This window comes from Natronobacterium haloterrestre (assembly GCF_900112205.1).
GTDB lineage: Archaea > Halobacteriota > Halobacteria > Halobacteriales > Natrialbaceae > Natronobacterium > Natronobacterium haloterrestre.
The window spans coordinates 252,128-277,136 of the sequence record NZ_FOKW01000002.1 but is presented as its reverse complement, the minus strand read 5'-3'; the positions used below and the strand labels follow the sequence as shown (position 1 = coordinate 277,136).

The window sequence follows — 25,009 nt, the reverse complement described above, 5'->3', positions numbered from 1 at the left end:
CAGAACGCTTCAGCCCTCGAGTTCGATCGTCGCCGGCGTCTCGTGCTGGATGTTGTCGCCGACGGGACAGCGCTCCTCGACCTCCGCGAACCACTCCTCTATGGTATCCTCGTCGGCGTCGGCCTCGACGTCGAGGGTCACGTCGATCTCCCGGTAGCCCGCCCGGCCGTCGTCGGTCTTCCCCAGGAACTTCGCGGGGTCGATCTCGCCCTCGAGGTCGATCTCGACGGACTCGAGGTCGAAGTCGTACTCGTCGGCGACGATGTGGGCGACGACGTTGAGACAGCCCGCCCACGAGCCCAGGAGGTACTCGACCGGTGTGGGGCCGTCGTCGGTCCCGCCGCTCTCGGGCGGTTCGTCGACCACGAACTCGAAGTCGCGGGTCGAGACCGTCGTCTTCGTGTGGCTGTCGCTCGTCGCCGAGACGCCGAATCGCTGGGTCCGTGCTGAGTCGCTCATCACCCCGACCTTGCGAACGCCGGGTATTCAAGCGTGGGACGGGGGAAAATGGCGGGGCTACCGATGACGTCCGACGTATCGGAAGCCGTCGCCTGGGCCGTCAGGACGGCCGTCCAGGGGCGACCGCGGGCCCGGGGGAGCCTCGGAGGTTTCGGCAAGTCTTCCGCTCCGGTGTCCTGGTGTCTCGGTCAAGGAGGGCCGGTGGTCCCCTCGAGCGAACCTCGAGGTCGTCGAGAGTCGAGTGTCCGGAGTGGATACGCTTTTGCGGCTTCCGCGAAAGCATCACGTATGAACCTCCGGCTTCGACGGGCGCTCGAGGGGATCACCTGTCCGCTCGTGACGCCGATGGACGCGGACGGGGACCTCGACGAGGACGCCCTCGCCGACCTGGTCGATCACCTGCTCGCGGGTGGGATCGACGGCCTGTTCCCCTGCGGGACGACGGGCGAGTTCGCGAGCCTCGCGCCCGCGGAACGGCGACGGGTCGTCGAGATCGTCGTCGATCGCGCGGACGGCGAGGTACCGGTCCTGGCCGGCGCGGCCGCGACGAGCGTCAGCGAGACGGTCGACTACGTCGACGAGGCGGCCGACGTCGGTGCGGACGCCGCGGTCGTCGTGCCGCCGTACTTCCACCCCTCGAACGACCCGGACGGCGTCCGGCAGTTCTTCGACCGGGTCGCCGACGAGACGTCACTGCCCTTGCTGCTGTACAACATCCCGGCCTGTACCGGCGAGCCGATTCCGCTCGAGGTCGTCGAAACCCTCGCCGAGCGCGAGTCGTGCGTCGGCCTGAAGGACTCGAGCGGCGACCTCGAGTACTTCCTGTCGGCGCGAGAGCGCACTCCCGAGGAGTTCCTCCTGTTGCAGGGGTACGACGCCCTGCTCGTTCCCGCGCTCCGAACCGGCGGCGACGGCGGCATCAACGCGCTGTCGAACGTCGCGCCCGAGGCCTACGCCGAACTGTCCGAAACCGCCGGGACGGAGCGGGGCCGAAGGCTCCAGTCGGCGGTTTCGGGGCTGTTCGAGGCCTGCGACGAGTACGGGTTCGCGCCGGTGACGAAGGCGGCGCTGGCCTACCGGGGCGTGATCCCGAACGACGCCGTACGGCCGCCGCTGGTGCCGGTGCCCGACGATGACCGCTCGCGAATCGAAACCGCCGTCGACACACTGCTCGAGGCATGACCGGAGAACCCGACGACTCGAGAGCCGAAACCGACGGAGCGCCGACGAACGCGGACGGGACCGAGATCCACCAGTTGGACGAGGACACCGTCGCCCGGATCGCCGCCGGCGAGGTCGTCGAGCGGCCCGCCAGCGCGGTGAAGGAACTGGTCGAGAACAGCCTCGACGCCGACGCCTCCCGCGTCGACGTCACCGTCGAGGAGGGCGGCACCGAACTGATCCGGGTCGCCGACGACGGCCGCGGGATGACCGAGGCCGACCTCCGGGCCGCGGTCCGCCAGCACACGACGAGCAAGATCGAGGACCTCGAGGACCTCGAGTCGGGCGTCTCCACGCTGGGCTTCCGGGGCGAGGCCCTGCATACGATCGGCTCGGTCTCGCGGCTGACGATCCGCTCGCGGCCCCGCGACGGGAGCGAGACGGGGACGGAACTCGTCTACGAGGGCGGCGACGTGACGAGCGTCGAACCCGCGGGCTGTCCCGAGGGGACCGTCGTCGAGGTCGAGGACCTCTTTTACAATACGCCCGCCCGCCGGAAGTTCCTGAAGACGACCGCGACCGAGTTCGCCCACGTCAACCGCGTCGTCACCCGTTACGCGCTGGCGAACCCGGACGTCGCCGTCTCGCTGACCCACGACGGCCGGGAGGTGTTCGCCACGACCGGCCAGGGCGACCTCCAGGCCGCCGTCCTCGCGGTCTACGGTCGCGAGGTCGCCTCCTCGATGATCCCCGTCGAGGCCGACGGCGACGACCTCCCGCCGGGGCCGGTCGACTCGATTTCGGGGCTCGTGAGCCATCCCGAAACGAACCGCTCGAGCCGGGAGTACCTCGCCACCTACGTCAACGACCGCGCCGTGACCGCCGACGCGATCCGCGAGGGGATCATGGGCGCGTACGGGACCCAACTGGGGAGCGATCGCTACCCGTTCGTCACCCTCTTCCTCGAGGTGCCCGGCGACGCGGTGGACGTGAACGTCCACCCCCGCAAGCGCGAGGTGCGGTTCGACGACGACGATGCCGTCCGCCGGCAGGTCGACGCCGCGGTGGAGTCGGCGCTGCTCGAGCACGGCCTCCTGCGGTCCCGCGCGCCCCGCGGGCGGTCCGCGCCGGGCGAGGCACGGATCGAACCCGACCGCAGCGGGCCGGTGACGGGACGGGACGCGGAGTCGACGGCGTCGGACCCGAGCGACGAGTCGGATCACGGGGAAGCGGCGCTCGACTCACGGGGAGTCGACGGGACGGACGGCGAGATGGAGGGCGAGACGGACGATACCACGGAACCGGAACGCTCGAGCGCGAACCCGACCGCGAGCGCCGCTACGTCCGGGGACGACACCAGCCCCGAGTCGGAGCCGGACGCGTCGAGTTCGACGTCCGAGACGCCGCCGGACTCGACGCGAGACCGGACCGGATCGCCCGAGCACTCGCCGACCGAGGGGGTCGAGCCGGGTCGAGGGGCGACGGAGCCCGATGCGTCCGGTGATTCGGGGCGGAACGCGACACTCGAGTCCGGGTCCGAGTCCGGGCCCAGGTCCAGGTCCGGAACCGCAGACGCCCGCTCCGCCGGGGAACGCGGGTCGGACGCGGACGGGACGGACGCCGCGGGCGAGCGCGACTCCCACGACCCCGAACGCAAGTTCGACGGCCCCACCGAACAGCGCACCCTCGAGGGCGACCCCGCCACCGGCGAGCGGACGGAGTTCGACTCCCTGCCGCCGCTGCGGGTCATGGGCCAGCTCGACGACACCTACCTCGTCTGCGAGACGCCCGACGGGCTCGCCCTGGTCGACCAGCACGCCGCCGACGAGCGGGTCAACTACGAACGGCTGCGGGACGCCTTCGCCGACGACCCGCCGGCACAGGCCCTGGCCGAACCCGTCGAACTCGAGCTCACCGCGGCCGAGGCGGAGGCGTTCTCGGGGTACGCGGACGCCCTCGAGCGGCTCGGCTTCTACGCCGACCGGGTCGGTGACCGCACGGTGGCCGTCACGACGGTCCCCGCCGTCCTCGAGGAGACGCTCGAGCCCGAACACCTGCGGGACGTCCTCACGTCGTTCGTCGAGGGCGACCGCGAGGCGGGCGCCGAGACGGTCGACGAACTGGCCGACGAGTTCCTCGGCGATCTGGCCTGTTACCCGTCGGTGACGGGGAACACGTCGCTGACCGAGGGCTCGGTCGTCGACCTGCTCGCGAAGCTGGACGACTGCGAGAACCCCTACGCGTGTCCGCACGGCCGCCCCGTGATCGTCCGGTTCGACGAACGGGAGATCGAGGAGCGGTTCGAGCGGGATTATCCCGGCCACGGCGGCTGACGCGGGTTACCCCTCCGACGGCGTTCCCGGCGCGGGGTCGACGATCGGCGAGGCGACGAGGAACCCGACGGCGGCGACCCCGAGGAAGCCGCTCCCGAGCGCGGCGACGGCGACGGTCGGTGCCGTCCCGTCCGCGACGACGCCCGCAAGCGGCATCAGCGGCGCCCGGACGGCAGCGTACACCATCGAAACCGCGCTCAGCACCGTCGCCCGGCCGGCATCGCCCGTCCGATCGTTGAGATACTGCCCCACCAGGGGCTTCGAGAGGGCCTGGCCGGCCTTCATACCGAAGAAGATCGGGACCGCAAGCGCCGAGACTGCCAGCGGCAGGAGGAAGGACGCGGCGACACAGACGGGAAGGTATCGAAGCACGCGCCGAACTCCGAGCCATCGTCGCGCGGTGTCGGCGTGGTAGCTGGCGACGGCCGCGACGAGGGCGAATCCGGCGTAGACGATCCCGAGCAGCGCCTCGGACCGGACGGCGACGCCGGCGACGGTCACGCCCTCGAGTGCGCCCCCGACCTGCGCCCGGAGGACGTCGACCGTGATCGGCTGGACGTACGTGTCGGCTGCGTGGACGATCCCGAAAAACAGGGCGACGTAAGCGACGAACGTGCGCAGGCCAGGGGCTCCGAACCGGGCGGCGAGAATCGACAACGATTCCCGGACGCCGAGTCGGTCCTCGGTCGGGCCCTCCGCGGACGATCCCTCGAACCGCTGGTTTCGGGGCATAGCGACGACCACCAGCACGCCGACCGCGTTGAGCAGCGCCGAGGCGACGAACGGGTACGTGGGATGGACGACGTACAGGAAGCCGCCGCCGATCATCGTGACGGCGGACGTCCACTGGTGGACGGCCCCACCCCGTCCGCGAACGCGCGTGAACGCGCCGTCTCGCTTCGTTCCACCGCCGAGCGCGTCGTAGAGCCACGCGTCGGCGGTCCCGCTCTGGAGCGCCATCGAAAGCGCCCAGAGCGCGTACAGCGCCGCGAACTCGAGGAAGGCGTCGGCGACGACGAATCCCGCCGTCGAGACGGCCATCGCGAGCATGGCCGTCCCGAGGACGAGCCGACGGCCGTACCGATCGGCGACGTACCCCGTCGGCACCTCGAGCGAGACGACGAGGACTGCAGAGAGTGCACTCAGCGTTCCGATCTGGGCGTAAGTGAGGTGGTTCCACAGCAGAAAGAGCGTAAACACTGGCCAGATGAACCCAACCGAGTCGGTCATCCGGTACAGGTAGTAGGCGACAGCCACCGATCCACGGCCGCGGACTCGAGACATGCGTCGTATCCATCAGGTGTGGCCCCGGCTGGAAATACGCTCCCGAACGCGAGTTTTGGTTGGATACTTCACAGGAATGTGTCACCGCCGGGATTTTAGCGATACCGGACCGACTGCGGAGTCATGGACCGCGAGCGCGAACACTCGGACCCGAACGACCTCGACCTCGACCCCGCCGACGCGTTCTCCCTCCTCGGCCACGAACTCCGCGTCGACATCCTGCAGGCGCTTCTCGAGGGGAGTCGAACGGACGGTGAGTACCCCGCGTCGTTCTCGACGCTGCGCGAGCGGGTGGGTGCCGAGGTGAGTGCGCAGTTCAACTACCACCTCGGCGAACTGACGGGCCACTTCGTCAGGCGCACCGACGAGGGGTACGAACTCCGGTACGCGGGGTGGGCGGTGGCGACCTCCATCCTCGCGGGAACGTACAACCGACGGGCCGCGTTCGGACCGACGGGGATCGACGGTCGCTGTCCGCACTGCCGGGCGGGAACGCTCGTCGCGTCGTACCGCGAGGAGTGGCTCGCCATCGAGTGCAGCGCCTGTGACGACCGGCTCGTCAGGTACCCGTTTCCGCCGGGCGGGCTCGAGTCCCGGTCGTTGCCGGCGGTCCTCGAGGCGTTCGACCGCCGCGTTCGGTCGCACATTGCGCTCGCCCGCGACGGGGTCTGTCCGGCCTGTACGGGCCCGATGGACGTCACGGTTCCCGCAACTGCCGACGGAAAAGCGGGCACGGGTTCCGGCGCAGACCGCGACGACGCGGACGCCGGGGACGATCCGATCGTGGCCTTCCGCTGTCGGCGGTGTAGCAATCGGATCCGACCCGTGCCAGGACTGGCCCTGCTCGAGCACGAACGCGTCGTCCGCTTCGCCGCCGAGCGCGGTCGATCGCTCTCGGAGCCGCCGTTCTGGGAACTCGAGTGGTGTGTCTCCGGCGACGCTGCGTCGGTGACGGGAACGGAGCCGTGGCGATGCACAGTCTCGATTCCGATCGAAAACGAGACGTTGCAGGTCACCGTCGACGACGGGTTCGCGGTCCGGTCCGCGACGGTCGAGAGCGGCGAGCCGGATCGGTAAGGGCTCGGTCCGCTCTCCTTCCCGGCGACCTCATCGAAACAGGTCAATACAAGCCTATCGTGAATTCGACGTCGTCGGAAACGGTGACGACTCCAGGAGAGCGATCGGCTTCAGGGAATGCTGGCCACCAGTATCACGAGCGCGTCGCTGGCGCCGGTTCCGAGCGGACCGTAGTCACACGAGGACGCGACGACGGCTCATACGGACTGCTGTCCCGATGTCCCGGCACAACCGCGACCTGGGCGACAGTTGCGCCGGAACTGATGGACAGTAACCCGTATCAGTCGTCCCCCACTTGTCGAGCGATCGTATCCACGGCGTCCGGATTCCTGAGCGTGGACGTATCGCCCAGTTCCTCGCCGTTCGCGATGTTCTCGAGGAGTCGTCGCATGATCTTGTCCGATCGCGTCTTTGGAAGTTCGGACGTGAAGACGACTTTTTCAGGCCGTGCGATCGGGCCGATCCCGTCCTCGACGCTTTCAACGATTCGATCACGCATTGCAACAGTCGGTTCTTCACCGTTCTTCAAGACGACGTACGCGTAGACGGCCTCGCCTTTGACGTCGTGATCAGCCCCGACGACGGCCGCCTCGGCGACGCCCGCAACGTCGACGATCGCGGATTCGATCTCCATGGTTCCCAGCCGATGGCCGGAGACGTTGATCACGTCGTCGACGCGGCCGAGGACGGTGATGTATCCGTCATCGTCGATCTTCGCGCCGTCTTCAGGGAAATAGATCCACTCGTCTTCGTCGGGATCCGAATACTCTCCCCAATACTCGGAACGGAACCGCTCGTCGTTCCCGTAGAGGGTCCGGAGCATCCCAGGCCAGGGGTTCCGGATCACGAGATACCCCGCGTTCCCGGACGCAACCGGGCTACCGTCGGCGTCGACCACGCGGGCGTCGATTCCTGGCAGGGCCGGGCCTGCGGCGCCGGGTTTCATCGTGTCGATCCCCGGTACGGTCGTGACCATCGTGCCACCCGTTTCGGTCTGCCACCAGGTGTCGACGACCGGACACTCTTCGCCGCCGATGTGTTTGTAGTACCACTTCCAGGCGTGTGGGTCGATCGGTTCGCCGACGGATCCGAGCAGCCGCAAACTCGAGAGGTCGTGGTTCGCGGGGTACTCTTTGCCCCACTTCATGAACGCTCGGATCGCCGTCGGTGCCGTGTAGAAGACGTCGACTCGGTTCTTTTCGATAAGTTTCCAGAACCGATCACGATCGGGATAGTCCGGCGTTCCCTCGTACATGAAGGTCGTCGCGCCGAGCGCCAGCGGCCCGTAGACGACATAGGAGTGGCCCGTGATCCAGCCGACGTCCGCCGTACACCAGTGGGTATCCGTCGGTTCCAGGTCCAGTACTGCGTGGGCAGTCCAGGCAACGTAGGAGAGGTAGCCGCCGGTCGCGTGCTCGACGCCTTTCGGCTGTCCCGTCGTTCCCGACGTGTACAACAGGAACAGCACGTCCTCGGCGTCTCGCGAGACCGCCGGTACCGATGTACCCTCGTGTTCGGCGACGAGAGCGCCGTAATCGTGGGTACCGTCACCGAACGACAAATGCGACTCATCACCGAGCCGATCAACGACGATCGACTCGACGTCGTGGTCGACGTTTCGAAGCCCGTTCTTGACTTTCTGCCCGTGATTTAGCGCCTCCCCGCGACGGTAGTACCCGTCGCACGTGACGAGATACTCGCTGTCCGACGATTGCATTCGGGTCGCCAGAGCATCCGCCGAAAATCCAGCGAAGACGACCGAGTGGGGTGCGCCGAGGCGGGCACACGCCAGCATCGCGATCGGTAGTTCCGGAACCATCGGCAGATACAGGGTAACGACATCGCCCGCCTCGACGCCCATCTCGCGTAACGCCGCGGCGAACGCTTCTACCTCGTTCAGCAACTCGCCGTAGGTATACGTACGGGTTTCGCCAAGTTCCCCTTCCCATTTGATTGCGGCGCGGTTCTTTGCACCATCTTCGATGTGACGGTCGAGACAGTTGTACGAGGCGTTGAGTCGACCGCCAGTGAACCACTCGTACTGTGGTGCGTTGGCAGCGTCGACGACGCTGTCGTACTCCCGATCCCACGAGAGGAACTCAGCGGCGCGTTCCCAGCACTCGGGCCAATTCTCTTCGAACTCCGTACGAATCGCGGGATTCGTGACGTTCGCTTGCTCGACGAACGACTTCGGCGGTTCGAAGGTCTCCTGTTCCTCGAGTCTCGATTCGAGTTTCACGTCTGTGGTATCGCTCACAAGCGCCCTTCGAGACCGATCTATCATAAATGTTCGCTTTAGTTGGACTGAGATCTAAAATATAGAAATTTGTTGGTGATAAATGCTGCTTATATCTTGTATTCTATTCATTTACTCCATTCGAATATCGTATAAAACACCAGCATATGATGTCTTTAGGGCTGGCTATCGGGTTTCGCCGTGTCGGTGACGGGAACGGAGCCGTGGCGATACACGGTCTCGATTTCGATCGAAAACGAGACGTTGCAGGTCACCGTCGACGACGGATTCGCGGTCCGGTCCGCGACGGTCGAGAGCGGCGAGCGGATCGATAAGGACTCGGTCCGCGCTACTTGCCGGCGACCCCTCGACTCCCGTCGTCGCCGTCCGCGTTCTCGTCGTCCAGATCGGACGAATTCCCGGCCCTCGAGGCGTCCGGATCGACGAGGCTCGTCGCCCCCCGCTTCTCGCGGTAGTAGAGCCAGACCGTACAGGCGAACGCGACCGCACCCGCAGCGGTGGCGATCCCGAACGCGAGGCGATAGCCGGCCTCGGTGTAGACCCGGACGCCGCCGACGAGTTCGCCGGTCCAGTAGGCGTCCAGGGCCCAGCCCATGATCGTCGGGAGCGTCGCCGCGCCGAAGAAACCCGCGCCGTTGACCGTCCCCGTCGAGATACCGCTCGCGCTGTCGGGGTGGCGGTCCTTGACGACCGCGTAGCCGAGCAGGAACGCGCCGAGCAACGCCCCGGAGAGGAAGAACGCAACCCCGACGACGGGCAGGGGCGGGTCGCCGATGACGGCGATGACCGCCAGCGCCGTAGTGAACGCGGCCCCGCCCGCCACCATCAGTTCGACCCGTCGCTCGAGTCGGTCCGAGAGCCAGCCGATCCCCGGCGGGCCGATCATTAGTCCGACACCACCCAGCAGCGTGAAGACCGAGGCGTAGGTGACCGACACGTCGTAGGTCTGGACGACGTACGGGACACCCCACAGGCCGAACAGGGTGAGGTTGACGCCGCTCGAGCAAAACAGCATGACGCTGACGACCCAGATCAGCGGATCCCGGAGCACCCCCTCCAGGTGGGAGCGCAACTGGGCGTTCGAGGGCGTCGGCTGCTCGGGGACGCCCTCGAGCGGTTCGAACCCGGCTCGGGCGGGCGTATCCCGCACGAGGGCGAACACGAGCACGGTGAAAGCCAGGCCGGCGATCCCGAGCCAGCCGACGGTGGTCCGCCAGCCGGCGGCCTCGACGGCGATGGCGAGCGGCGTCGTTGCGAGCACGCCACCGACGCCCGAGACCGCGAAGGTGAGACCGCTCATCGTCGCGAACTCGTCGGCCCGGTACCAGTTCGCACAGAAGCGCAGGATACAGACGAAGATCACGCTCCCGCCGAGGCCGACGAGTCCGCGGGCGACGAGCGCGGCGAGGTAGCCGTCGGCGACGGAAAACCAGATCGCGCCGACGTTCATCACCGCCGCGCCGGCGGTCGCGGTCAGGCGGGGACCGATCCGGTCGGCGAGGACGCCCGTCGGGATCTGCATGACCGCGTACACCCAGAAGAACATGGCGTGGAGCGTCCCCAGTTGCGCGCCGGTCGTCCCGAACGCCACCATCAACTGCTCGGAGAGGACCGCCGTCGAGAGGCGGTTCACGTTGACCAGCAGGAAGACGACCCCGAGCGTCGCCCAGAGGAGCCACCGGCGACGGAGCGGGTCGGATCGGAGTCGCAGGCGCATTCGGTTGGACTCCGCCGCCGACCACCGAAAACCTTCACGAAGCGGTAACCGCGACCGATTCGTCCGTTCGAGCGGCCGCGAAGAGGGGACGGTACTGCTACGACCCTCGAGGCCGTAGGCCCTCGCGTGACGCCGACGTACGAACTCGACGGGAGCGACGCCGGCGGCCAGTTCGTCCGGACGGCACTGGCCCTCTCCGTCCTCGAGAACGAGCCGATCCGCATCGAGAACGTCCGCGGGAACCGATCGACCCCCGGACTCCGGCACCAGCACCTGGCGGTCGCCGAAACGATGGTCGAACTCTGCGACGCCGACGCGACGGGCGTCGAACTGGGGTCGGAGACGATCGAGTTCGATCCGAACCTCGAGACCCAGGGTGGACACCCCCGACTCGAGGGCGGCAGGTACGCGGTCGACATCGGCACCGCCGGCAGCGTGACGCTGCTGTTCGACGCCGTCCTGCCGCTCGCCGCCGTCCTCGAGTCCCCGCTGCGGCTGACCGTGACCGGCGGGACGGACGTGAAGTGGTCGCCGCCGCTGGACTACGTCCGGCACGTCAAACTCCCTCTCCTGCGGCAGTTCGGGCTCGTCGCCGCCTGCGAACTCGAGCGGCGCGGCTTCTATCCGAAGGGCGGCGGGCAGGCGACGCTGCACCTCGCCCCGTCGACGATCGAGCCGATCGACCTCCGGTCGCGGGGGGAACCCGACGGCCTGCGGCTCTACTCGACGGAGGCCGCCGCGCTGTCCGAACAGGACGTCGCCTTCCGGCAGGCAGAGGGCGCGCGCGAGCGGCTGGACGACGGGCTCGAGGTCCGCGAACGCTGCGAGACGACCGCCGAGAGCGCCTGTCCGGGTTCAGCGATCGTCCTCCGACTCGAGTACGAGGCGGGCCCGGGCGACGGGACCGGGCTCGCCGGCTTTACCGCGCTCGGGGAGCGAGGCACGCCCGCCGAACGCGTCGGCGAGGACGCCGCGGACGCCGCGAACCGCTTTCTCGCGGGGACCGCGCCGGTCGACCGCCACATGGCCGACCAGACCCTCGTCTTCCTCGCGCTCGCTGGCGGCCGGGTCCGCGTTCCCGAGGAAACGGACCACGTCGCGACCAGTCGGGCGCTGCTCGAGGCCGTCGACGTTCCGACGACGCTCGAGCGAGCGGCCGACGGGGAGACGGCGGTCGTCTCCGTCGACTCGAGCGCGGCGCTTCTCGACTGAACGCGTCGGCGGAGACGACGGTTCGACGGTCAGCAACGGTCTTATACCCGGCCCGGTTGTGTACCGACATATGACAGCCGTATGTACCGAACGGGAGGGGGACGCCCGTGAGTGAGACCGACCTCGTCACCTTCGGCGAGACGATGCTCCGGCTCTCGCCGCCGGACCAGGAACGGCTCGAGGACGCCCGCGAGTTCGAGGTCCGGGCCGGCGGTGCCGAGAGCAACGTCGCCATCGCGGCCCAGCGGCTCGGCACGCCCGCGACCTGGATGTCGAAGGTGCCCGAGACGCCGCTTGGCCGGCGAGCGGTCGGCGAACTCCGCCAGCACGGGATCGACACAGAGGTCGTCTGGAGCCACCGCGGCCGGCAGGGGACCTACTACCTCGAGCGGGCCGGCGAGCCCCGCGGGACGAACGTCATCTACGACCGGGAGAACACCGCCGTCTCGACGGCGAAGGCCCGCGAACTCGACCTGAACACGATCAAGGACGCGAGAGTCTTCTTCACGACGGGGATCACGCCCGCGCTCTCGTCGACGCTTCGGGACACGACCGCGAGCCTCCTCAAGGCCGCCCGCGAGGGCGGGACGACGACCGCATTCGATTTCAACTACCGGCGTAAGCTCTGGTCGCCGGAGGAGGCCGAGGAGACGATGACCCACCTGTTCCCGGGCATCGACGTGCTCGTGATCGCCGCGCGGGACGCCCGGACCGTCCTCGGGTTCGAGGGCGATCCCCGGCAACTCGCGCACAAACTCGGCTCGCAGTACGAGTTCGAGACCGTCGTCGTCACCCGCGGCTCCGAGGGCGCGATCGGCTGGCACGACAGCGTCGTCCACGAACAACCGGCCTACGACACCGACACCGTCTCCCGGATCGGCACCGGCGACGCCTTCACCGGGTCGTTCATCGCCCGCCGCCTCGAGGGTGACGACGTCCCGACCGCGCTCGAGTACGCGGCGGCGACGGCGGCGCTGAAGCGGACGATTCCGGGCGACGTGGCGCGGGTGACCGAAGAAGAAGTCGAGGCGGTCGTCCGCGAGGGCGGCGAGGAGTTGTCCCGGTAACCCGGTGTTCGACGCCGGTCGCGGCTCGGGGGACTCCAGTTCCGTTCGCCGATCCTGATCCTCACGGCCGGTGATGCATCGATCGGTCACGAGCGCAAACACTGTTTTATCGCCGCGTCGGCGTATTGTGTCCATGGTCCACGTAGCCATCGTCGGCGGGTACGGCAGCGCCGGCGTCGCAGTCGCCGACGAACTCCTCGAGCAGGTCGATCCGGACAGCGACCTCGAGGTGGAACTGACGCTGATCGACGACGGCGACCCCGGCGGCGGGCTCTGCATTCTTCGCGGCTGTATGCCGAGCAAGGAGGTGCTCTCGGCCGGCCAACACCGGTTCCAGGCCCGCCACGACGACCGCCTCGAGGGGGTCCCCGAACCCGACCCCGAAGCGATCGTCGCCCGGAAGGACGACGACGTCCTGGGGTTCGCCGAACACCGGCGGGATCACGTCCACGACCTGGCAGCGCGGGAGAACGTGGAGTTCGTCGCCGACACCGCCCGGTTCGTCGACGACCGGATCCTCGAACTCGCCGGGTCGGGACGACGGCTCGAGCCCGATTACGTCGTGATCGCGACGGGATCGACCCTGAACGTGCCCGACCTGCCGGGGATCGACGAGGTGGGGCTGGACTCGAGCGCGGACGTCCTCGACGCGACCGCGTTCCCGGAGTCGGGCGTCGTCATGGGCTTTGGCTACATCGGGCTGGAACTCGCACCCTACCTGAGCGAGGTCGGCGGCGTCGACCTCACCGTGATCGAACACGACGACTACCCGCTCGACGAGATGGATGCGGCCTACGGCGAGACGATCCTCGAGCTCTACCGCGAGGAGTTCGGGATCGAGGTGCTGACGAACACCGACGAGAAGCACCTCGAGCGCACCGACGACGACGGCGTGCGGCTGTACGCCGAGCAGGCGGGCGAGGAACGGGTCGTCGAAGCCGACCAGCTATACTGTTTCACCGGCCGTCGGCCGAACCTCGACGGTCTCGGTCTCGAACACACCCGCCTCGAGGCCGGCGACGGCTGGGTCGAGCCGACGATGCAGGCGGTCGACGACGAGCGCGTGTTCGTCGTCGGCGACGCGAACGCCAGGGAGCCGATCCTCCACGTCGCGAAGGAACAGGGGGTCGCGGCCGCCCGGAACGTGATCGCTCATCGCCGCGGCGCGGACCTCGAGCCGTACACGAACGTCCCCCACCACGTGATCTTCTCGGGGCTCGGCGTCTACCCCTTCGCCCGGATCGGTCACACGCCGGCGACGGCCGCCGAGTCGGCGATGGACCCGATCGTGGTCTCCCGGGAGGCGTCGGACGACGGCGTCTTCAAGACCAAGAACCACCCCGAGGGGCTGGCGACGCTGATCGTCGACGCCGACACCGGGTCGGTGCTGGGCTACCAGGGGCTGCACCTCCACGCCGACGTGATGGCGAAGACGATGCAACTCGCCGTCGAGATGAAACTGGACGTCCGCGAGATCCCCGACCGGGCGTACCACCCCACGACGCCGGAGATCGTCGACGGCCTCGTCCGCGAGGCGGAGGCCGAACTCGAGCGGCGCGGGGGAACTGCAAACGGCGGTGCCGGGGACCGATAGCCGCGGACGGGTCGGGAGTCGGCGACTGTCGCCCGGTCGATAGGTCGACGACCCGCTCGAGCGCGAACGGGAACGGGGTTCGACGGCCGGCCCCGGATTTTTGACCGTCCCCGTGATAGGTTTCCGCGTGACTCGAGCAGTTCGGCAGGCGACGACCGACGACGCGTGGACGGTCCACGAAACGGCGCGCGCGAGCTGGCACGCCGCCTACGACGACGTGCTCGGCTCCGAGCGGGTCGACGAGATCGTCGACGAGTGGTACGCGCTCGGGGACCTCGAGTCGTCCATCGAGGACGCCGACGACCGATCCGACGCCCAGTTCCTCGTCGCCGTACCGTCCGACGAGCGACGCGAACCGGCGAACGACGGCGGGATCGGAGGCGAGGACTGCCTCGGCTTCGCCCACGTCGTCCCCTGGCCCGAGGACGAAGCCGTCGGCTACCTCGCCCGGATCTACGTCGCCCCCGACCACTGGGGGGAGGGGATCGGGACGGCGCTGCTCGAGCGCCTCGAGAGCGAAGTGCGGGAGGAGTTCGACCGGCTGCGCCTGGCCGTCCTCGCGGACAACGAGGTCGGCGTCTCGTTCTACGAGTCTACCGGGTTCCGCCGGGTCGAAACCCGGGAGACGGATCTGGCGGACGGGCTCGAGGAGCACGTGTACGAAAAGCGGCTGTGAGGTGAGGGTGCGCGGCGCCGATTACAGCGTCTTGTCGGCCTCGCTCTCGTCGACGACCTCGATCCCGCGGTTGTTGACCGCCATCGGATCGAGGCCGACCTCCTGGAGGAAGTCCTTGTACTCGCGTTCGCACTGCTCGGCGTCTTTCTGCTTGTCGCTCGCGCGGTCACAGAGCTCGATCAGGTTCTCGGGGACGTCGTTCTTGTAGACGATCCAGTGGTTGATCAGGTCCGAGAGTCGGCGAATGGGGCTCGTGAAGTGGCCGTAGATCTCGAAGTTCAGCGCGTGGTGGCCGCCGAACGGGTCGTTCATGTACTTCGCACGGGGCATCACCTTCATCACGGCCCACTGGATCTTGTCGAGCTGGCGGGCCGGCGCCTCCTCGAGGGTCGCGTTGACCGCCTTCCGGGGGTCGTCCCACGTGCTGCCGGGGATCGACACGCCGTCCAAGTCCTGGATCTCCTGGAGGGCTTCGGACCACTCGTCGGGGCTCGGCTGTGGGTGGACCCGGTACATCGCCTCGACGCCGCGGTCCCACATCAGCGTGTGCGTGACGGCCTTGTTGGCCTTCAGCATACACTCCTCGATGATCGTGTGGGCGCGGTCGCGGGCCGGGTTGAGGACGAGCGAGCCGTCCTCCTTGCGCTGTTCGTGCATCCTGTCGGCGAGTTCGTGCACGAGTTTGTTCTCCTCGTGGAGCGGGGCGTCGGGGTCGTCCAGCCGGTTCTCGGCCTGGGTGTAGGTGAGCCGCTCGTCCGACCGAATGACCGACTTGTAGATGTCGATGCTCTCGTAGCCCAGGTTCTCCTTGTCGAGGTGCATCTCGACGGTGTGGGCGAGTCGATCCTCGTTGGGGACCAGCGAACAGACCGTCTCGGCCAGTACCGGCGGGAGCATGTGGATCGTGTACCCCGGCAGGTAGACCGTGTTACTCCGCTCGACGGCCGAGTCCCACATCGCCGTGTCGGGCGTGACGTAGTGGGTCACGTCGGCGATGTGGACCCAGAGGACGTACTCGTCCTCGCGTTCTTCGATCGAGAGCGCGTCGTCGAAGTCCTGTGCGTCGATCGGGTCGGTCGTCCAGGTCGTCAGGTCCCGCAGGTCCTCGCGTTCGTCGACCTCCTCCTGGATCTCTTCCTGGACGCCGTCCGTGCGTTCCTCGGCCTCCTCGAGCACCTCCGGCGGAAACCCGTCCGGAATCTCGAACTTCTCGAACAGTTCCTCGCGTTTGTTCTCGAGGTGGCGCGCGAGGTCCTCGGAGATCTCGACGGGGCCCTGGCCTTCGGCCGTACCGGCTTCGGCCTGTGCGTCTGCGTCGTCGCTCATGGAGACGGGTACGGACGTGGGCGTGAAAGTCGTGTCGGGACGAGGACCGCCTTCGGCTCGAGCCGCCGCGTGGATCGATCGTCGCCGGCAACACACCCCGTTCCCCCGCGACGCAGTCAATCCTGCCCTTCCTCGAGTCGGCCGTACCGCTCCTCGACCGTCGAGAGGTAGCGCCCGAGGAACGTGACCTGGTCGGCTTCCCCGGCCTCGAGGTCGACGAGCAGGTCCTCGAGGCCGTCCCGCGGCTGGTGACAGAGGTCGCCGTGACAGGACTTGCAGAGGTGTTCGAACGTCTTGTCGTCGCGATCCCAGCGGTCGCCGTGCTTGTCGTACTCGCGGGCGTCGGACCGCGCGACGTCGACCCCGCAGGCGAGACAGGTGACCGTCTCGGTGCGGTTCCGAGAGGACCACAGGGCCATGGTCGTTCCGACACCGTGCTATTACTTAGCGGTTGGCACAGGTTTCGTGCGGTGGGACAGTCATGGCGTTCGACTGACCGGGCACGGACGCCGTCACTCCCGGCCCGGCGACGGTCCCCGGAGGCCGGGATGGACGTCGAGGTCCCGTACTCGGCGCATCCGGGCACGGAGCGCGGGGGAGGCGGCCGGCACCCCCGGATCGGACGGCTCGACTCCCCGGGGTGACGCGTCCTCATCCACGTCGTCGCCCTCGCTCGCGTCGGTCCGATCGGTCACCTGGTCCCGGACCTCCTCGAGGGGCTTCGGAAACCGCCGCAAGTCCTTGTGGACGGCCAGGCCGGCGTACGCGCCGTCGCCGATGGCGATGGTCGTCTGGTTCTGGCCGTGGGTAACGTCGCCGACGGCGTAGACCCCGTCGACGCTGGTCTCGCGGCGGTCGTCGACCGCGATCGCGCCGTCGTCGGTCAGTTCACAGCCCAGGTCCGCCGCGAGGTCGGCGTTGTACGCCGACCCGTACATCGCGAACCCGCCGAGGTAGTCGCGTTCGGTCCCGTCGCCGAAGGAGAGGCCGCCGAGCCACGGGGGACCGTCGGACCTGCCGCGCTCGGTCTCGTCCTCGTAGGCGGAGACGACCGTCGTCTCGACCCGATCGACGGGGTGGGCCCGGAGCTGTTCGTCGGTTTCCTCGTCCCACTCGGGCTCGCGGCCGTCCAGCAGCAGGTCGACCTCGTCGGTGAAGTTGCACATCGTCATCGCGACGTGGGCGGCGCTGTCGGCGTGTCCCAGCACGAAGACCGGCCCGTCCCCCAGCGTGTACGCGTCGCAGTGCAGACAGTAGTGGAGGCCCCGGCCCGCGAAGCGCTCGAGCTCGGAGACGTCGGGGGCCCGATCACGGAACCCGGTCGCGAACACGACCCGTTCGGCGTCGACGGTGGCGTGGGCCGCCTCGAGTCGAAACCGGGGTTCATCTCCCTCGAGCCTGGTAACGGCGTCGACGGCGTCCGGGAAGAAGTCGCCGCCGTAGTGCTCGAGCTGGGCGACGGCGTGGGCCGCGAGTTCCTCCCCGGAGACGTTCTCGGAGACGCCGAGCAGGTTGTGGACGTGCTCGACCGCGGCGTGGCGGCCGCCCTCCTTCTCGAAGACGGCCGTCTCGTGGCCGAGCCTGGTGGCGTAGATCGCGGTCGTCAGTCCGGCCGGGCCGCCGCCGACGACGACCACCTCGTAGGCGGGGACGGACCCGGCGGAGTCGTGATCGGAATCGGAATCCGAGTCGAGGTCGCGCTGGTGAGCCATGGCCCAACTGCAGGTCGGAGACGGTTGACTCCCCGGCGTGCATGTGCACTCGACGTGCTCGAGTCGCGGTCCCCGGTCAAACCCCGGCGTAGATCGCGTAGTTGAGCACCGCCGCGAACGAAACCCAGGCGAGATACGGCACCAGGAGGACCGCCGCCCGGCGGTCGACCCGGTCGAAGGCGACGATCGTGGCGACGATCGCCGCCCATAGCGCGACGATGACGACGAGTCCCAGGTCCGGCCGCTGTAGCCCGAAGAAGGCGGGCGTCCACGCGAGGTTCAGCGCGAACTGGCCGGCGAAGGCGGCGATCGCGACGCGCACGTCGCGGCGCTCGAGGCCGCGCCGGACGACCAGAAAGAGCGCGACGCCGAGCAGCGTAAACAGCAGCGTCCAGACGATCGGGAAGGCTACCTCCGGCGGGAAGAACCACGGGCGGTCGATCCACGAGGTATCGGAACTGAACAGGACCGCGGGCGACGCGCCGAGAGCGTTGACGACGACGACCAGCGCGAGCGCCAGGAGAAGGTCCCTGACGGAGGCGTCCGGACGCTGCTCGGTGACGGATTCCATACTCTAGCTTAGACGGGTAGGACGGTATGCGTTCCGGCGATCCGGTCCCACGGGGGGAAATCCAACGCTTAAATGGGCACGGGCGGTAGAACGCACCGATATGGACGTCAAATCTCGACACCACCTCCGCAGTGACGCCGTGTCGGAACTCGAGACGGCCCTCGAGGACGGACTGGGCGTCACGGCGGACGGCGACACCTACGAACTCGTCGAGTTCGAGGAAACCGACTGGGAGGTCGTGCTCATCGACGGCGAACCGCGGGTCGCGTACTTCGACGACGAGCCGTTCCTGACGGTTCGGGGGGCCAACGCCTACGATCCCGACCGGCGGCTGGTGACGGTCGACGCGGGCGCGGTCTCGTTCGTCAGCGACGGGGCCGACGTGATGCGGCCAGGGATCACCGAGGCGACCGACGACATCGACCCGGACGACCTGGTCGTCATCGCCGAGGAGTCACACGGCAAGGTACTGGCGATCGGTCGCGCCCGCGTTCCGGGCGAAGAGATGACCGGCGACGAGGGGAAGGTCGTCGACTCGCTGCACCACGTCGGCGACGAACTCTACGAGTTCTCCGGGTAAATCGCGCTCGAGCGTCGGCGTTTCCCGTTACTCCGTTCCGGCGAGCGAGTCCTCCTCGTAGGCCTCCTCGTACTTCACGAGCGTCTCCTCGTACCCCTGCATCGCGAGGTCGTAGGTCTCGCGAAGGTCCGCGATCGGGGTCTCGCTCGCGTCGACCCGCAGGTCGTTGTACGGCGGGGTCATGTCGTGGCTCTCCGTCGACTCGACGACCACCGCGGCGCTCTGGACCGCCAGTTCCTCGCGTTTGTCGCCGCCCTCGTGGTGGCCGGCGGCCAGCGCGTCGATCAGCCGTTTCGCGAGCGGCTCCGGCTCGTCCCCGTCGTCGCCGTGGGCGGCGTTGGGACCCGTGACGGGATCGGTCGTCTCGTGTACCGCAGTCGCCTCGTAGGCCTCCGCGGTCGCCTCGAGCACGGACTCCCCGGTGAGCATGTTGCCGGCGACGGTGTAGTGGTCGCCCTCGCGGTCGCCGAACCACTCGACGCACTCCTCGCCGGAGAAGGCGAAGGTGTCGTCGCTGTCGACCCCGTGGAGCTGGCGCTGGGGCGCGCCGTCGTCGGCGCTGATCAGCGCCTCGAGGGCGTCTTCGACGGCCAGGCCGTCGTCGACGTACCCGACGCCGCGGCGCCCGAGGTCGACGTTGACCAGGCTCTGGGTGGCGACCGCGGCGTTCTCGCTGACGAACGGACAGAGCGTACCGACTCCCGGCAGGCGCGTCGTGACGGCGACGCCGAACCGTTCGTGGGACTCCCCGTCGGGCGTCTCGTAGGACTCGTGGACACAGATGCTGAACGTCATGTCCGACGACAGGCGACCGGCGAGTAAAAAAGTCGGTCTCCCGGAGAACGCGTCGGGATGTCGCGGTCGCCGGAGCGCCGCGAGGGGTGGTTTCGCCGACTGCGATCGGGATCGAAGCCGCCGAACGAGTCGCTCGAGACGACGGTCACGACGCGACGACGTTCCGTCTGACGTAAGAACTATACTGGCGGCGACGGTCCCTTCTGGCAATGGGACTCATGAGCAAAATTCTCGGCGGCGATCAGTCACGCACCGCCGAGGACTACGTCGAACTGGACCTCGACGACGTGTCGTCGGAGTCGGCAGCGGCGACGATGCAGGTACATATCGCCGAGGTTAGCGGCCAGGCCGACGCGATCGATATCAAGGACGCAGTCTACGATGGGGACATCGTCATCGCCGACGTCACGCGGCTGCGGACCGAGGACAGCACCGTCGAACACATCGTCGACGAGTTGCGACAGGTCGCCCAGGAGGTCGACGGCGACATCGTCCGGAAAGGCGACGACCAGATGATCATCACGCCGACGGGCGTTCGGATCAGCCGCGAGAAGCTCGGCCAGTCGCACTGATCCGGTTCGGGGCTCGACTGATAGGGGTTACTGTCCGTCAGTTCCGGCGCAACTGCCGTCCGGGTCGCGGTTGCGCCGGTACATCGGGAGGGACAGCAATCCGTATCCCGGAACGGGTCACAGTCGGTCGCGAAACGCCGAGTCTGGCGGCTGGTGGTCCCCGGGGGACCCGGTGTCGAACCCCGTTTTTGACCCCTGGACGAATATGATCGGCTTTCGTAGCGGATGTTTTCATACCCCGGGAATTACGGGGTTCGGTTATACTCCCGGCGTATGTATCCCGTTATATGACAGGCTTTCGAGCAACTGTCGTCGTCCGCGATCCTGCCGAATGCCCGGTCGCGAGCGTCTCCGCAAGCACCGAGCAATCGATCGACTCGGTGAGCCGAACGCGGGTTCCAGCCGGCTCGGGCGAAGACGAAGTCGTCGTCGAGGAGTTCGAACTCCCGACGAACGCCTCGCCCGAGGACATCGCGGACGACGCACCGACCGACGTCGAGATGACGCCGGTACAGGCCAGCGAACACGAAGCCGTGTACCGGTTCGAACGCGACAGGTCGAACGACTGTGCGTGTGAAATCGTCGAGGAGACCGGGACCCCGATCTCCTCGGTCCGGGCCCAGGACGGGTCCCTACTGCTTTCGTTTCGCACCCTCGAGCTCGAGGAGGTCGCCGGCATCGTCGACGAGTTGCGGGATAGCTTCGACGGCGTCCTCGTCGAGGACCTGACCCAGGACCACGAGGAGTCCTCGAGTGACCCGGTCATCGTCGACAGGGAGGAGTTGACCGACCGCCAGCAGGAGATCATCGAAACGGCCTACGAGATGGGGTATTTCGACTACCCGAAGGGGGCGAACGCGACGGACGTCGCGGAGGAACTGGGCGTGGCCCGCTCGACGTTCACCGAACACCTGGCGGCCGCCCAGACGAAACTGATGGACTCGATCCTCGCGAAGTAATCGTCGCGGGGACGTCCCCCCGGCACAGCCCCGTCAGGCGTAGTTCCGGAGTGGACGAATCTATCACAATTATTCTACATCTTTGTCCGGCGCGGACGCCCTTCGAAACAGACCTACACTCGAGGAGTCAGTGACGCAACGCCTGTCCGAAAGTACGCCCCTGATATGCCTGGACGTGCGTCGGAACGGGCGAAAACGGACGGCAAACGATAATGCTTTTCCATGGGCGACTGAAAGGTCGGAGTATGGCAGACGACCTCAAAAAAGGGCTGGAGGGTGTCCTAGTCGCAGAGTCGGATCTTAGCTCGATCGACGGCGACGAGGGACGACTGATCTACCGCGGGTACGAGATCGAGGATCTCGCCCGTGGTGCAAGCTACGAGGAAGTGCTGTACCTCCTCTGGCACGGCCGCCTGCCCGGCGAGGACGAACTCGCCGAGTTCGCCGACGCGATCGCGACCGAACGCGAGGTCGACGACGACGTCCTCGCGACGATGGAGCGACTCGCGGAGGCCGACGAGCGGCCGATGGCGGCGCTTCGAACGGCCGTGTCGATGTTCTCGGCGTACGAACCCGAAGACGAGGCCGACCCCGACGACCTCGATGCGACGCTCCGGAAGGGGCGGCGTATCACCGCCAAGATCCCGACCGCGCTCGCGGCCTTCGAGCGGTACCGGCTGGGCGAAGAGCCGGTCGATCCGAACCCCGATCTGGGGCTTGCCGCCAATTTCCTCTACATGCTGACCGGCGAGGAGCCGGACGACGTCGCGGCCGAAACGTTCGATCAGGCGCTGATCCTGCACGCTGACCACGGTCTGAACGCCTCGACGTTTACCTCGATGGTGATCGGCTCGACGATGGCCGACATCTACAGCGCGGTCACCGGCGGCGTCGCGGCGCTGTCCGGGCCGCTGCACGGCGGGGCGAACCAGGACGTCATGGAAGTCCTGATGGAAATCGACGAGAGCGGCAAGGACCCGCTCGAGTGGGTCGAGGAGGCGACCGACGAGGGGCGGCGCATCCCCGGGTTCGGTCACCGCGTCTACAACGTCAAAGACCCCCGCGCGAAGATCCTCCAGGAACGCAGCAAGGAACTCGCCGACAACGGCGACGACAAGTGGTACGAGATCACGACCACGATCGAGGACTACCTCACCGAGGAGAAGGGCCTCGTCGAGAAGGGGATCGCTCCGAACGTCGACTTCTACTCGGGGTCGGTCTACTACCAGCTCGGCATCCCGATCGACATGTACACGCCCATCTTCGCGATGAGCCGCGCCGGGGGCTGGATCGCCCACGTCCTCGAGTACCAGGAGGACAACCGCCTCATCCGACCACGAGCGCGCTACACGGGCTCCGAGGAGGAGGAGTTCGTCCCGCTGGGAGAGCGGTAACGCGCCTCGAGAGCGGATCGTTTTTGTTCCGTTTCGTCGCTGGTTCTTATCCCGTTTCGTCGCTGGTTCGCTGGTGCCCGGACGTAACCGAGAGAGCCGGATTTCGATCGACACCGCGACGGTCACTATCGTCGGTTTATCCGTTCGCCGCCAGGTACACGACTGCCAACTCGTGGAGGGCGGGGTTGGGCATCGCAAACGGTCGAGCCTCCTGAACGATGCGTAGCGCTTCGCGGAAGCGCCGATCCTCTTCGGCCGCTATCGCCGTCGCAACGAGCGTACTGCTGCGAGAGATGCCAGCCTTACAGTGGATCAGCAAACGACCATCTGCATCGAACAGCGTCCGAGCGGTATCGACGGCAGCCTCGAAATCAGCCTACTCGTTCCCGGAGCCATCGATCAGGGGCCGATGATGTGTCGTACGGGGGAACGCCTCGTCGGTCGCCGAAATCACGAAGTCGAACTCCTCGGGGTGTTCCCCGGGAATCGCCGCGAATTTGTTGCCCAGGTAGAGGTCCCGATCGCCGATACGACGGACGACTGTCCGTTTCGACGTATCCGAACGGTCGGACAACTGGGTCAGAAACCCCCGTTGAACTGTTCGAGGCCCCGTCCTCTCGAGAACCCATCGTCCGTCGGAACGAACGGTTCCCGTAAAGAGGCTGTGCTCCTCTCGGCCGGTGGTCGGCGACTTCCCGGATCAGTTCAGTTCAGTTCAGTTCAATTCAGCTCCCGGAGGACCAGCGAAATGCCGGTCAGCGAGCCGAGCAACACCACGACGTTGAACGCGGCCCGCATCAGCGGCTGATAGCGCTCCGTCACCCAGAGGTCGATCGCCGCCGTGACGCTCCCGTAGAGCCGGACGGTCGCGACGACCGCGAGCACCGAGCACACCGCCAGCGCACCCCAGGCGAGGTAGCGCCGGATCGTCGCAGCCTCGAGGTCGATGCGGCCGCGGCGATCGTCGACGTCCGGGCGTTCGGGCGGGCTCGAGGGGTTCGGTTTCCGGGGCTTTTCGCTCTCGCCCTCGCCCTGGCCCTCGAGGCCGTCGAACACTTCGGTCGTCGGGTCGTTTGCGTCGGTCGCGTCGGTCGTTGCAGTCTGGTCCGTCGGAGTAGTGGATGGCGTATCGGTCATGGCAGTCCAGGTTAGCGGTCGATCGTTCGGGTCGCTGCGAGGGCAGTTATCGCGGCGAGAGCCGCGAACGCGGTCGAGACGATCCCGAACCCGGGCGTTCCGTCGGTGCCGCGATCCTCTTCCGCGTCTGCACTCGCAGCCTCGTCCGCGGCGTTGCCGTTCTCCGCATCGCCGGCGTCGGCCGCGGTCGTCTCGAAGCCGTCGTCCTCCTCGAAGTCGGCCGTCTCGAACGTCGCATCCGTCTCGTTCCCGTCGGGGCCGAGGTCGGCGACCGCGCGGTCGGTCGCGACGATCGTTCCGTCGTGCCAGAGCACCGCGTCGAGGTAGTAGGCGTACTCGTCGGCCACCTCGAGTTCGGTCGATGGCGTCGCGGTCTTGCCGGGATCGACCGCCGGGACCGACACGGTGTCCGCGTCGGCGACGACGTTCGAGTCGGCCTGGCGAGCCTTCAGTTCGAGTTCGAGGTCGTCGGCGGGGTCGTCGCCCGCGTTGGTGAGATAGCCCGTCACCTCGACGGTCGCCTCGCCGGCCTCGTCGTCCGTGTCGACGACGGAGTACTCGATGGCGGGCACGTCCGTGAGGAGGCCGTCCTCGCCGCCGAAGCGGTGAAACTCCAGACTCGAGTCGGCGTAGGCCGGCGTCAGGGCGTCGACGCCGTAGACCCGGTGGGTGGCCGATTCCGTTCGCGTGCCGTCGGCGTAGACGAAGGTCTCGAGGGCGTAGCTCCCCTCCCGGGGGACGTCGACGGTCGCGGTGGCGACGGTCTCGCCGCCATCTTCGAGGGTACCGACCTCGCGGGAGGTCTCGTCCTCGACCAGATCGGTGTCGGTATCGGTCGCCCGGTGGACGACCGTGACGTTCTCGACCGGTTGACCGCGGTGTTCGAGGTAGCTGTCGATCTCGAGCGAGACCGTTTCGCCGGAGACGTCGTCGGCGGCGATCGTTACCTCGAGCAGCGACGCGTGGCCTTCGATTTTCGATTCGGCATCGGGTTCGGCGGGGTCGGCGACAGCGCCGGAGAGGGCAAGCGTCGCGAGCGCGAGGACTGCGACGGCGAGCGCGGCACCGCTCAGGGCAAGCTCGCGATTCATGGTCGTGGTTCCCTACCGATATTATAAGTGTTTTG

The 25,009-nt window shown here is 67.7% G+C and carries 22 protein-coding genes and 1 pseudogene; 11 read left to right on the top strand and 12 right to left on the bottom strand.

Annotated features, from left to right (window positions below):
* Positions 1-9: 9 nt before the first annotated feature.
* A complete protein-coding gene (locus tag BM113_RS05410) occupies positions 10-459 on the bottom strand; it encodes an OsmC family protein (RefSeq protein WP_089786049.1) in 450 nt (149 codons plus the stop codon).
* Positions 460-747: 288 nt separating this feature from the next.
* Between BM113_RS05410 and dapA the strand changes: the two genes are divergently transcribed.
* Positions 748-1,641, top strand: a complete 894-nt coding sequence (gene dapA, locus BM113_RS05405; RefSeq protein ID WP_089786047.1) for a 4-hydroxy-tetrahydrodipicolinate synthase — start codon at positions 748-750, stop codon at positions 1,639-1,641.
* A complete protein-coding gene (mutL, locus tag BM113_RS05400) occupies positions 1,638-3,953 on the top strand; it encodes a DNA mismatch repair endonuclease MutL (RefSeq protein WP_089786046.1) in 2,316 nt (771 codons plus the stop codon). Before dapA ends, mutL begins: the two co-directional genes overlap by 4 nt.
* A gap of 6 nt (positions 3,954-3,959) precedes the next feature.
* On the opposite strand, the gene BM113_RS05395 is transcribed toward mutL, so the two are convergent.
* A complete protein-coding gene (locus tag BM113_RS05395; RefSeq protein WP_177209105.1) occupies positions 3,960-5,237 on the bottom strand; it encodes an MFS transporter in 1,278 nt (425 codons plus the stop codon).
* Positions 5,238-5,360: 123 nt separating this feature from the next.
* Between BM113_RS05395 and BM113_RS05390 the strand changes: the two genes are divergently transcribed.
* Positions 5,361-6,314, top strand: a complete 954-nt coding sequence (locus tag BM113_RS05390; RefSeq protein ID WP_089786042.1) for a winged helix-turn-helix domain-containing protein — start codon at positions 5,361-5,363, stop codon at positions 6,312-6,314.
* A 280-nt stretch (positions 6,315-6,594) separates the two neighbouring features.
* Here BM113_RS05390 and acs read toward each other — a convergent pair whose 3' ends face one another.
* Together acs and BM113_RS05380 are read right to left on the bottom strand one after the other, a co-directional pair.
* A complete protein-coding gene (gene acs, locus BM113_RS05385; RefSeq protein ID WP_089786041.1) occupies positions 6,595-8,571 on the bottom strand; it encodes an acetate--CoA ligase in 1,977 nt (658 codons plus the stop codon).
* Positions 8,572-8,899: 328 nt separating this feature from the next.
* The gene (locus tag BM113_RS05380; RefSeq protein ID WP_089786455.1) at positions 8,900-10,282 is read right to left on the bottom strand and encodes an MFS transporter; all 1,383 of its coding nucleotides are present in this window, start codon (positions 10,280-10,282) and stop codon (positions 8,900-8,902) included.
* 132 nt (positions 10,283-10,414) lie between these two features.
* Between BM113_RS05380 and rtcA the strand changes: the two genes are divergently transcribed.
* From rtcA to BM113_RS05360, 4 genes are all read left to right on the top strand, one after another.
* The gene (gene rtcA, locus BM113_RS05375; RefSeq protein WP_089786039.1) at positions 10,415-11,500 is read left to right on the top strand and encodes an RNA 3'-terminal phosphate cyclase; all 1,086 of its coding nucleotides are present in this window, start codon (positions 10,415-10,417) and stop codon (positions 11,498-11,500) included.
* Positions 11,501-11,607: 107 nt separating this feature from the next.
* The gene (kdgK1, locus tag BM113_RS05370; protein WP_089786037.1) at positions 11,608-12,567 is read left to right on the top strand and encodes a bifunctional 2-dehydro-3-deoxygluconokinase/2-dehydro-3-deoxygalactonokinase; all 960 of its coding nucleotides are present in this window, start codon (positions 11,608-11,610) and stop codon (positions 12,565-12,567) included.
* Between the two features lie 133 nt (positions 12,568-12,700).
* Positions 12,701-14,161, top strand: coding sequence for a dihydrolipoyl dehydrogenase family protein (locus BM113_RS05365; protein WP_089786036.1), 1,461 nt, complete (start codon positions 12,701-12,703; stop codon positions 14,159-14,161).
* A 127-nt stretch (positions 14,162-14,288) separates the two neighbouring features.
* Positions 14,289-14,837 (top strand): GNAT family N-acetyltransferase, encoded by a 549-nt coding sequence (locus BM113_RS05360; protein WP_177209104.1) that lies wholly within the window; start codon positions 14,289-14,291, stop codon positions 14,835-14,837.
* Between the two features lie 21 nt (positions 14,838-14,858).
* Here BM113_RS05360 and BM113_RS05355 read toward each other — a convergent pair whose 3' ends face one another.
* The 4 genes from BM113_RS05355 to BM113_RS05340 form a co-directional block, all read right to left on the bottom strand.
* Complete coding sequence (locus tag BM113_RS05355; protein ID WP_089786032.1) at positions 14,859-16,163, bottom strand: RNB domain-containing ribonuclease; 1,305 nt, start codon at positions 16,161-16,163, stop codon at positions 14,859-14,861.
* A 116-nt stretch (positions 16,164-16,279) separates the two neighbouring features.
* On the bottom strand, positions 16,280-16,576 hold the full coding sequence (locus tag BM113_RS05350; protein ID WP_177209113.1) for a DUF7562 family protein: 297 nt from the start codon (positions 16,574-16,576) through the stop codon (positions 16,280-16,282).
* A gap of 99 nt (positions 16,577-16,675) precedes the next feature.
* Positions 16,676-17,875 carry an NAD(P)/FAD-dependent oxidoreductase gene (locus tag BM113_RS05345; protein WP_089786028.1) on the bottom strand — a complete coding sequence of 400 codons (1,200 nt, stop codon included), beginning with the start codon at positions 17,873-17,875 and terminating at the stop codon, positions 16,676-16,678.
* Positions 17,876-17,951: 76 nt separating this feature from the next.
* Positions 17,952-18,446 carry a TspO/MBR family protein gene (locus BM113_RS05340; protein WP_089786026.1) on the bottom strand — a complete coding sequence of 165 codons (495 nt, stop codon included), beginning with the start codon at positions 18,444-18,446 and terminating at the stop codon, positions 17,952-17,954.
* Between the two features lie 100 nt (positions 18,447-18,546).
* On the opposite strand from BM113_RS05340, the gene BM113_RS05335 reads away from it, so the two are divergent.
* On the top strand, positions 18,547-19,026 hold the full coding sequence (locus BM113_RS05335) for an RNA-binding protein (protein WP_089786024.1): 480 nt from the start codon (positions 18,547-18,549) through the stop codon (positions 19,024-19,026).
* Positions 19,027-19,053: 27 nt separating this feature from the next.
* Here BM113_RS05335 and BM113_RS05330 read toward each other — a convergent pair whose 3' ends face one another.
* Entirely contained in the window at positions 19,054-19,821 is a 768-nt protein-coding gene (locus BM113_RS05330) for a DUF1028 domain-containing protein (protein ID WP_089786022.1), read from the bottom strand.
* A 209-nt stretch (positions 19,822-20,030) separates the two neighbouring features.
* Here BM113_RS05330 and BM113_RS05325 point away from each other — a divergent pair, with 209 nt between their 5' ends.
* The 3 genes from BM113_RS05325 (at position 20,031) to citZ (ending at position 22,746) form a co-directional block, all read left to right on the top strand.
* On the top strand, positions 20,031-20,393 hold the full coding sequence (locus tag BM113_RS05325; RefSeq protein WP_007140157.1) for a cell division protein SepF: 363 nt from the start codon (positions 20,031-20,033) through the stop codon (positions 20,391-20,393).
* A 287-nt stretch (positions 20,394-20,680) separates the two neighbouring features.
* Positions 20,681-21,352, top strand: coding sequence for a helix-turn-helix domain-containing protein (locus BM113_RS05320; protein ID WP_089786020.1), 672 nt, complete (start codon positions 20,681-20,683; stop codon positions 21,350-21,352).
* A 245-nt stretch (positions 21,353-21,597) separates the two neighbouring features.
* Positions 21,598-22,746 carry a citrate synthase gene (citZ, locus tag BM113_RS05315; RefSeq protein WP_089786019.1) on the top strand — a complete coding sequence of 383 codons (1,149 nt, stop codon included), beginning with the start codon at positions 21,598-21,600 and terminating at the stop codon, positions 22,744-22,746.
* Positions 22,747-22,882: 136 nt separating this feature from the next.
* Here the strand turns inward: citZ and BM113_RS23005 are convergent.
* The 3 genes and pseudogenes from BM113_RS23005 to BM113_RS05300 form a co-directional block, all read right to left on the bottom strand.
* Positions 22,883-23,375, bottom strand: a pseudogene (locus BM113_RS23005) (protein-tyrosine phosphatase family protein).
* 91 nt (positions 23,376-23,466) lie between these two features.
* Complete coding sequence (locus BM113_RS05305; protein ID WP_089786017.1) at positions 23,467-23,883, bottom strand: DUF8060 family membrane protein; 417 nt, start codon at positions 23,881-23,883, stop codon at positions 23,467-23,469.
* 11 nt (positions 23,884-23,894) lie between these two features.
* Entirely contained in the window at positions 23,895-24,974 is a 1,080-nt protein-coding gene (locus BM113_RS05300; protein ID WP_089786015.1) for a DUF7490 domain-containing protein, read from the bottom strand.
* Positions 24,975-25,009: the final 35 nt, after the last annotated feature.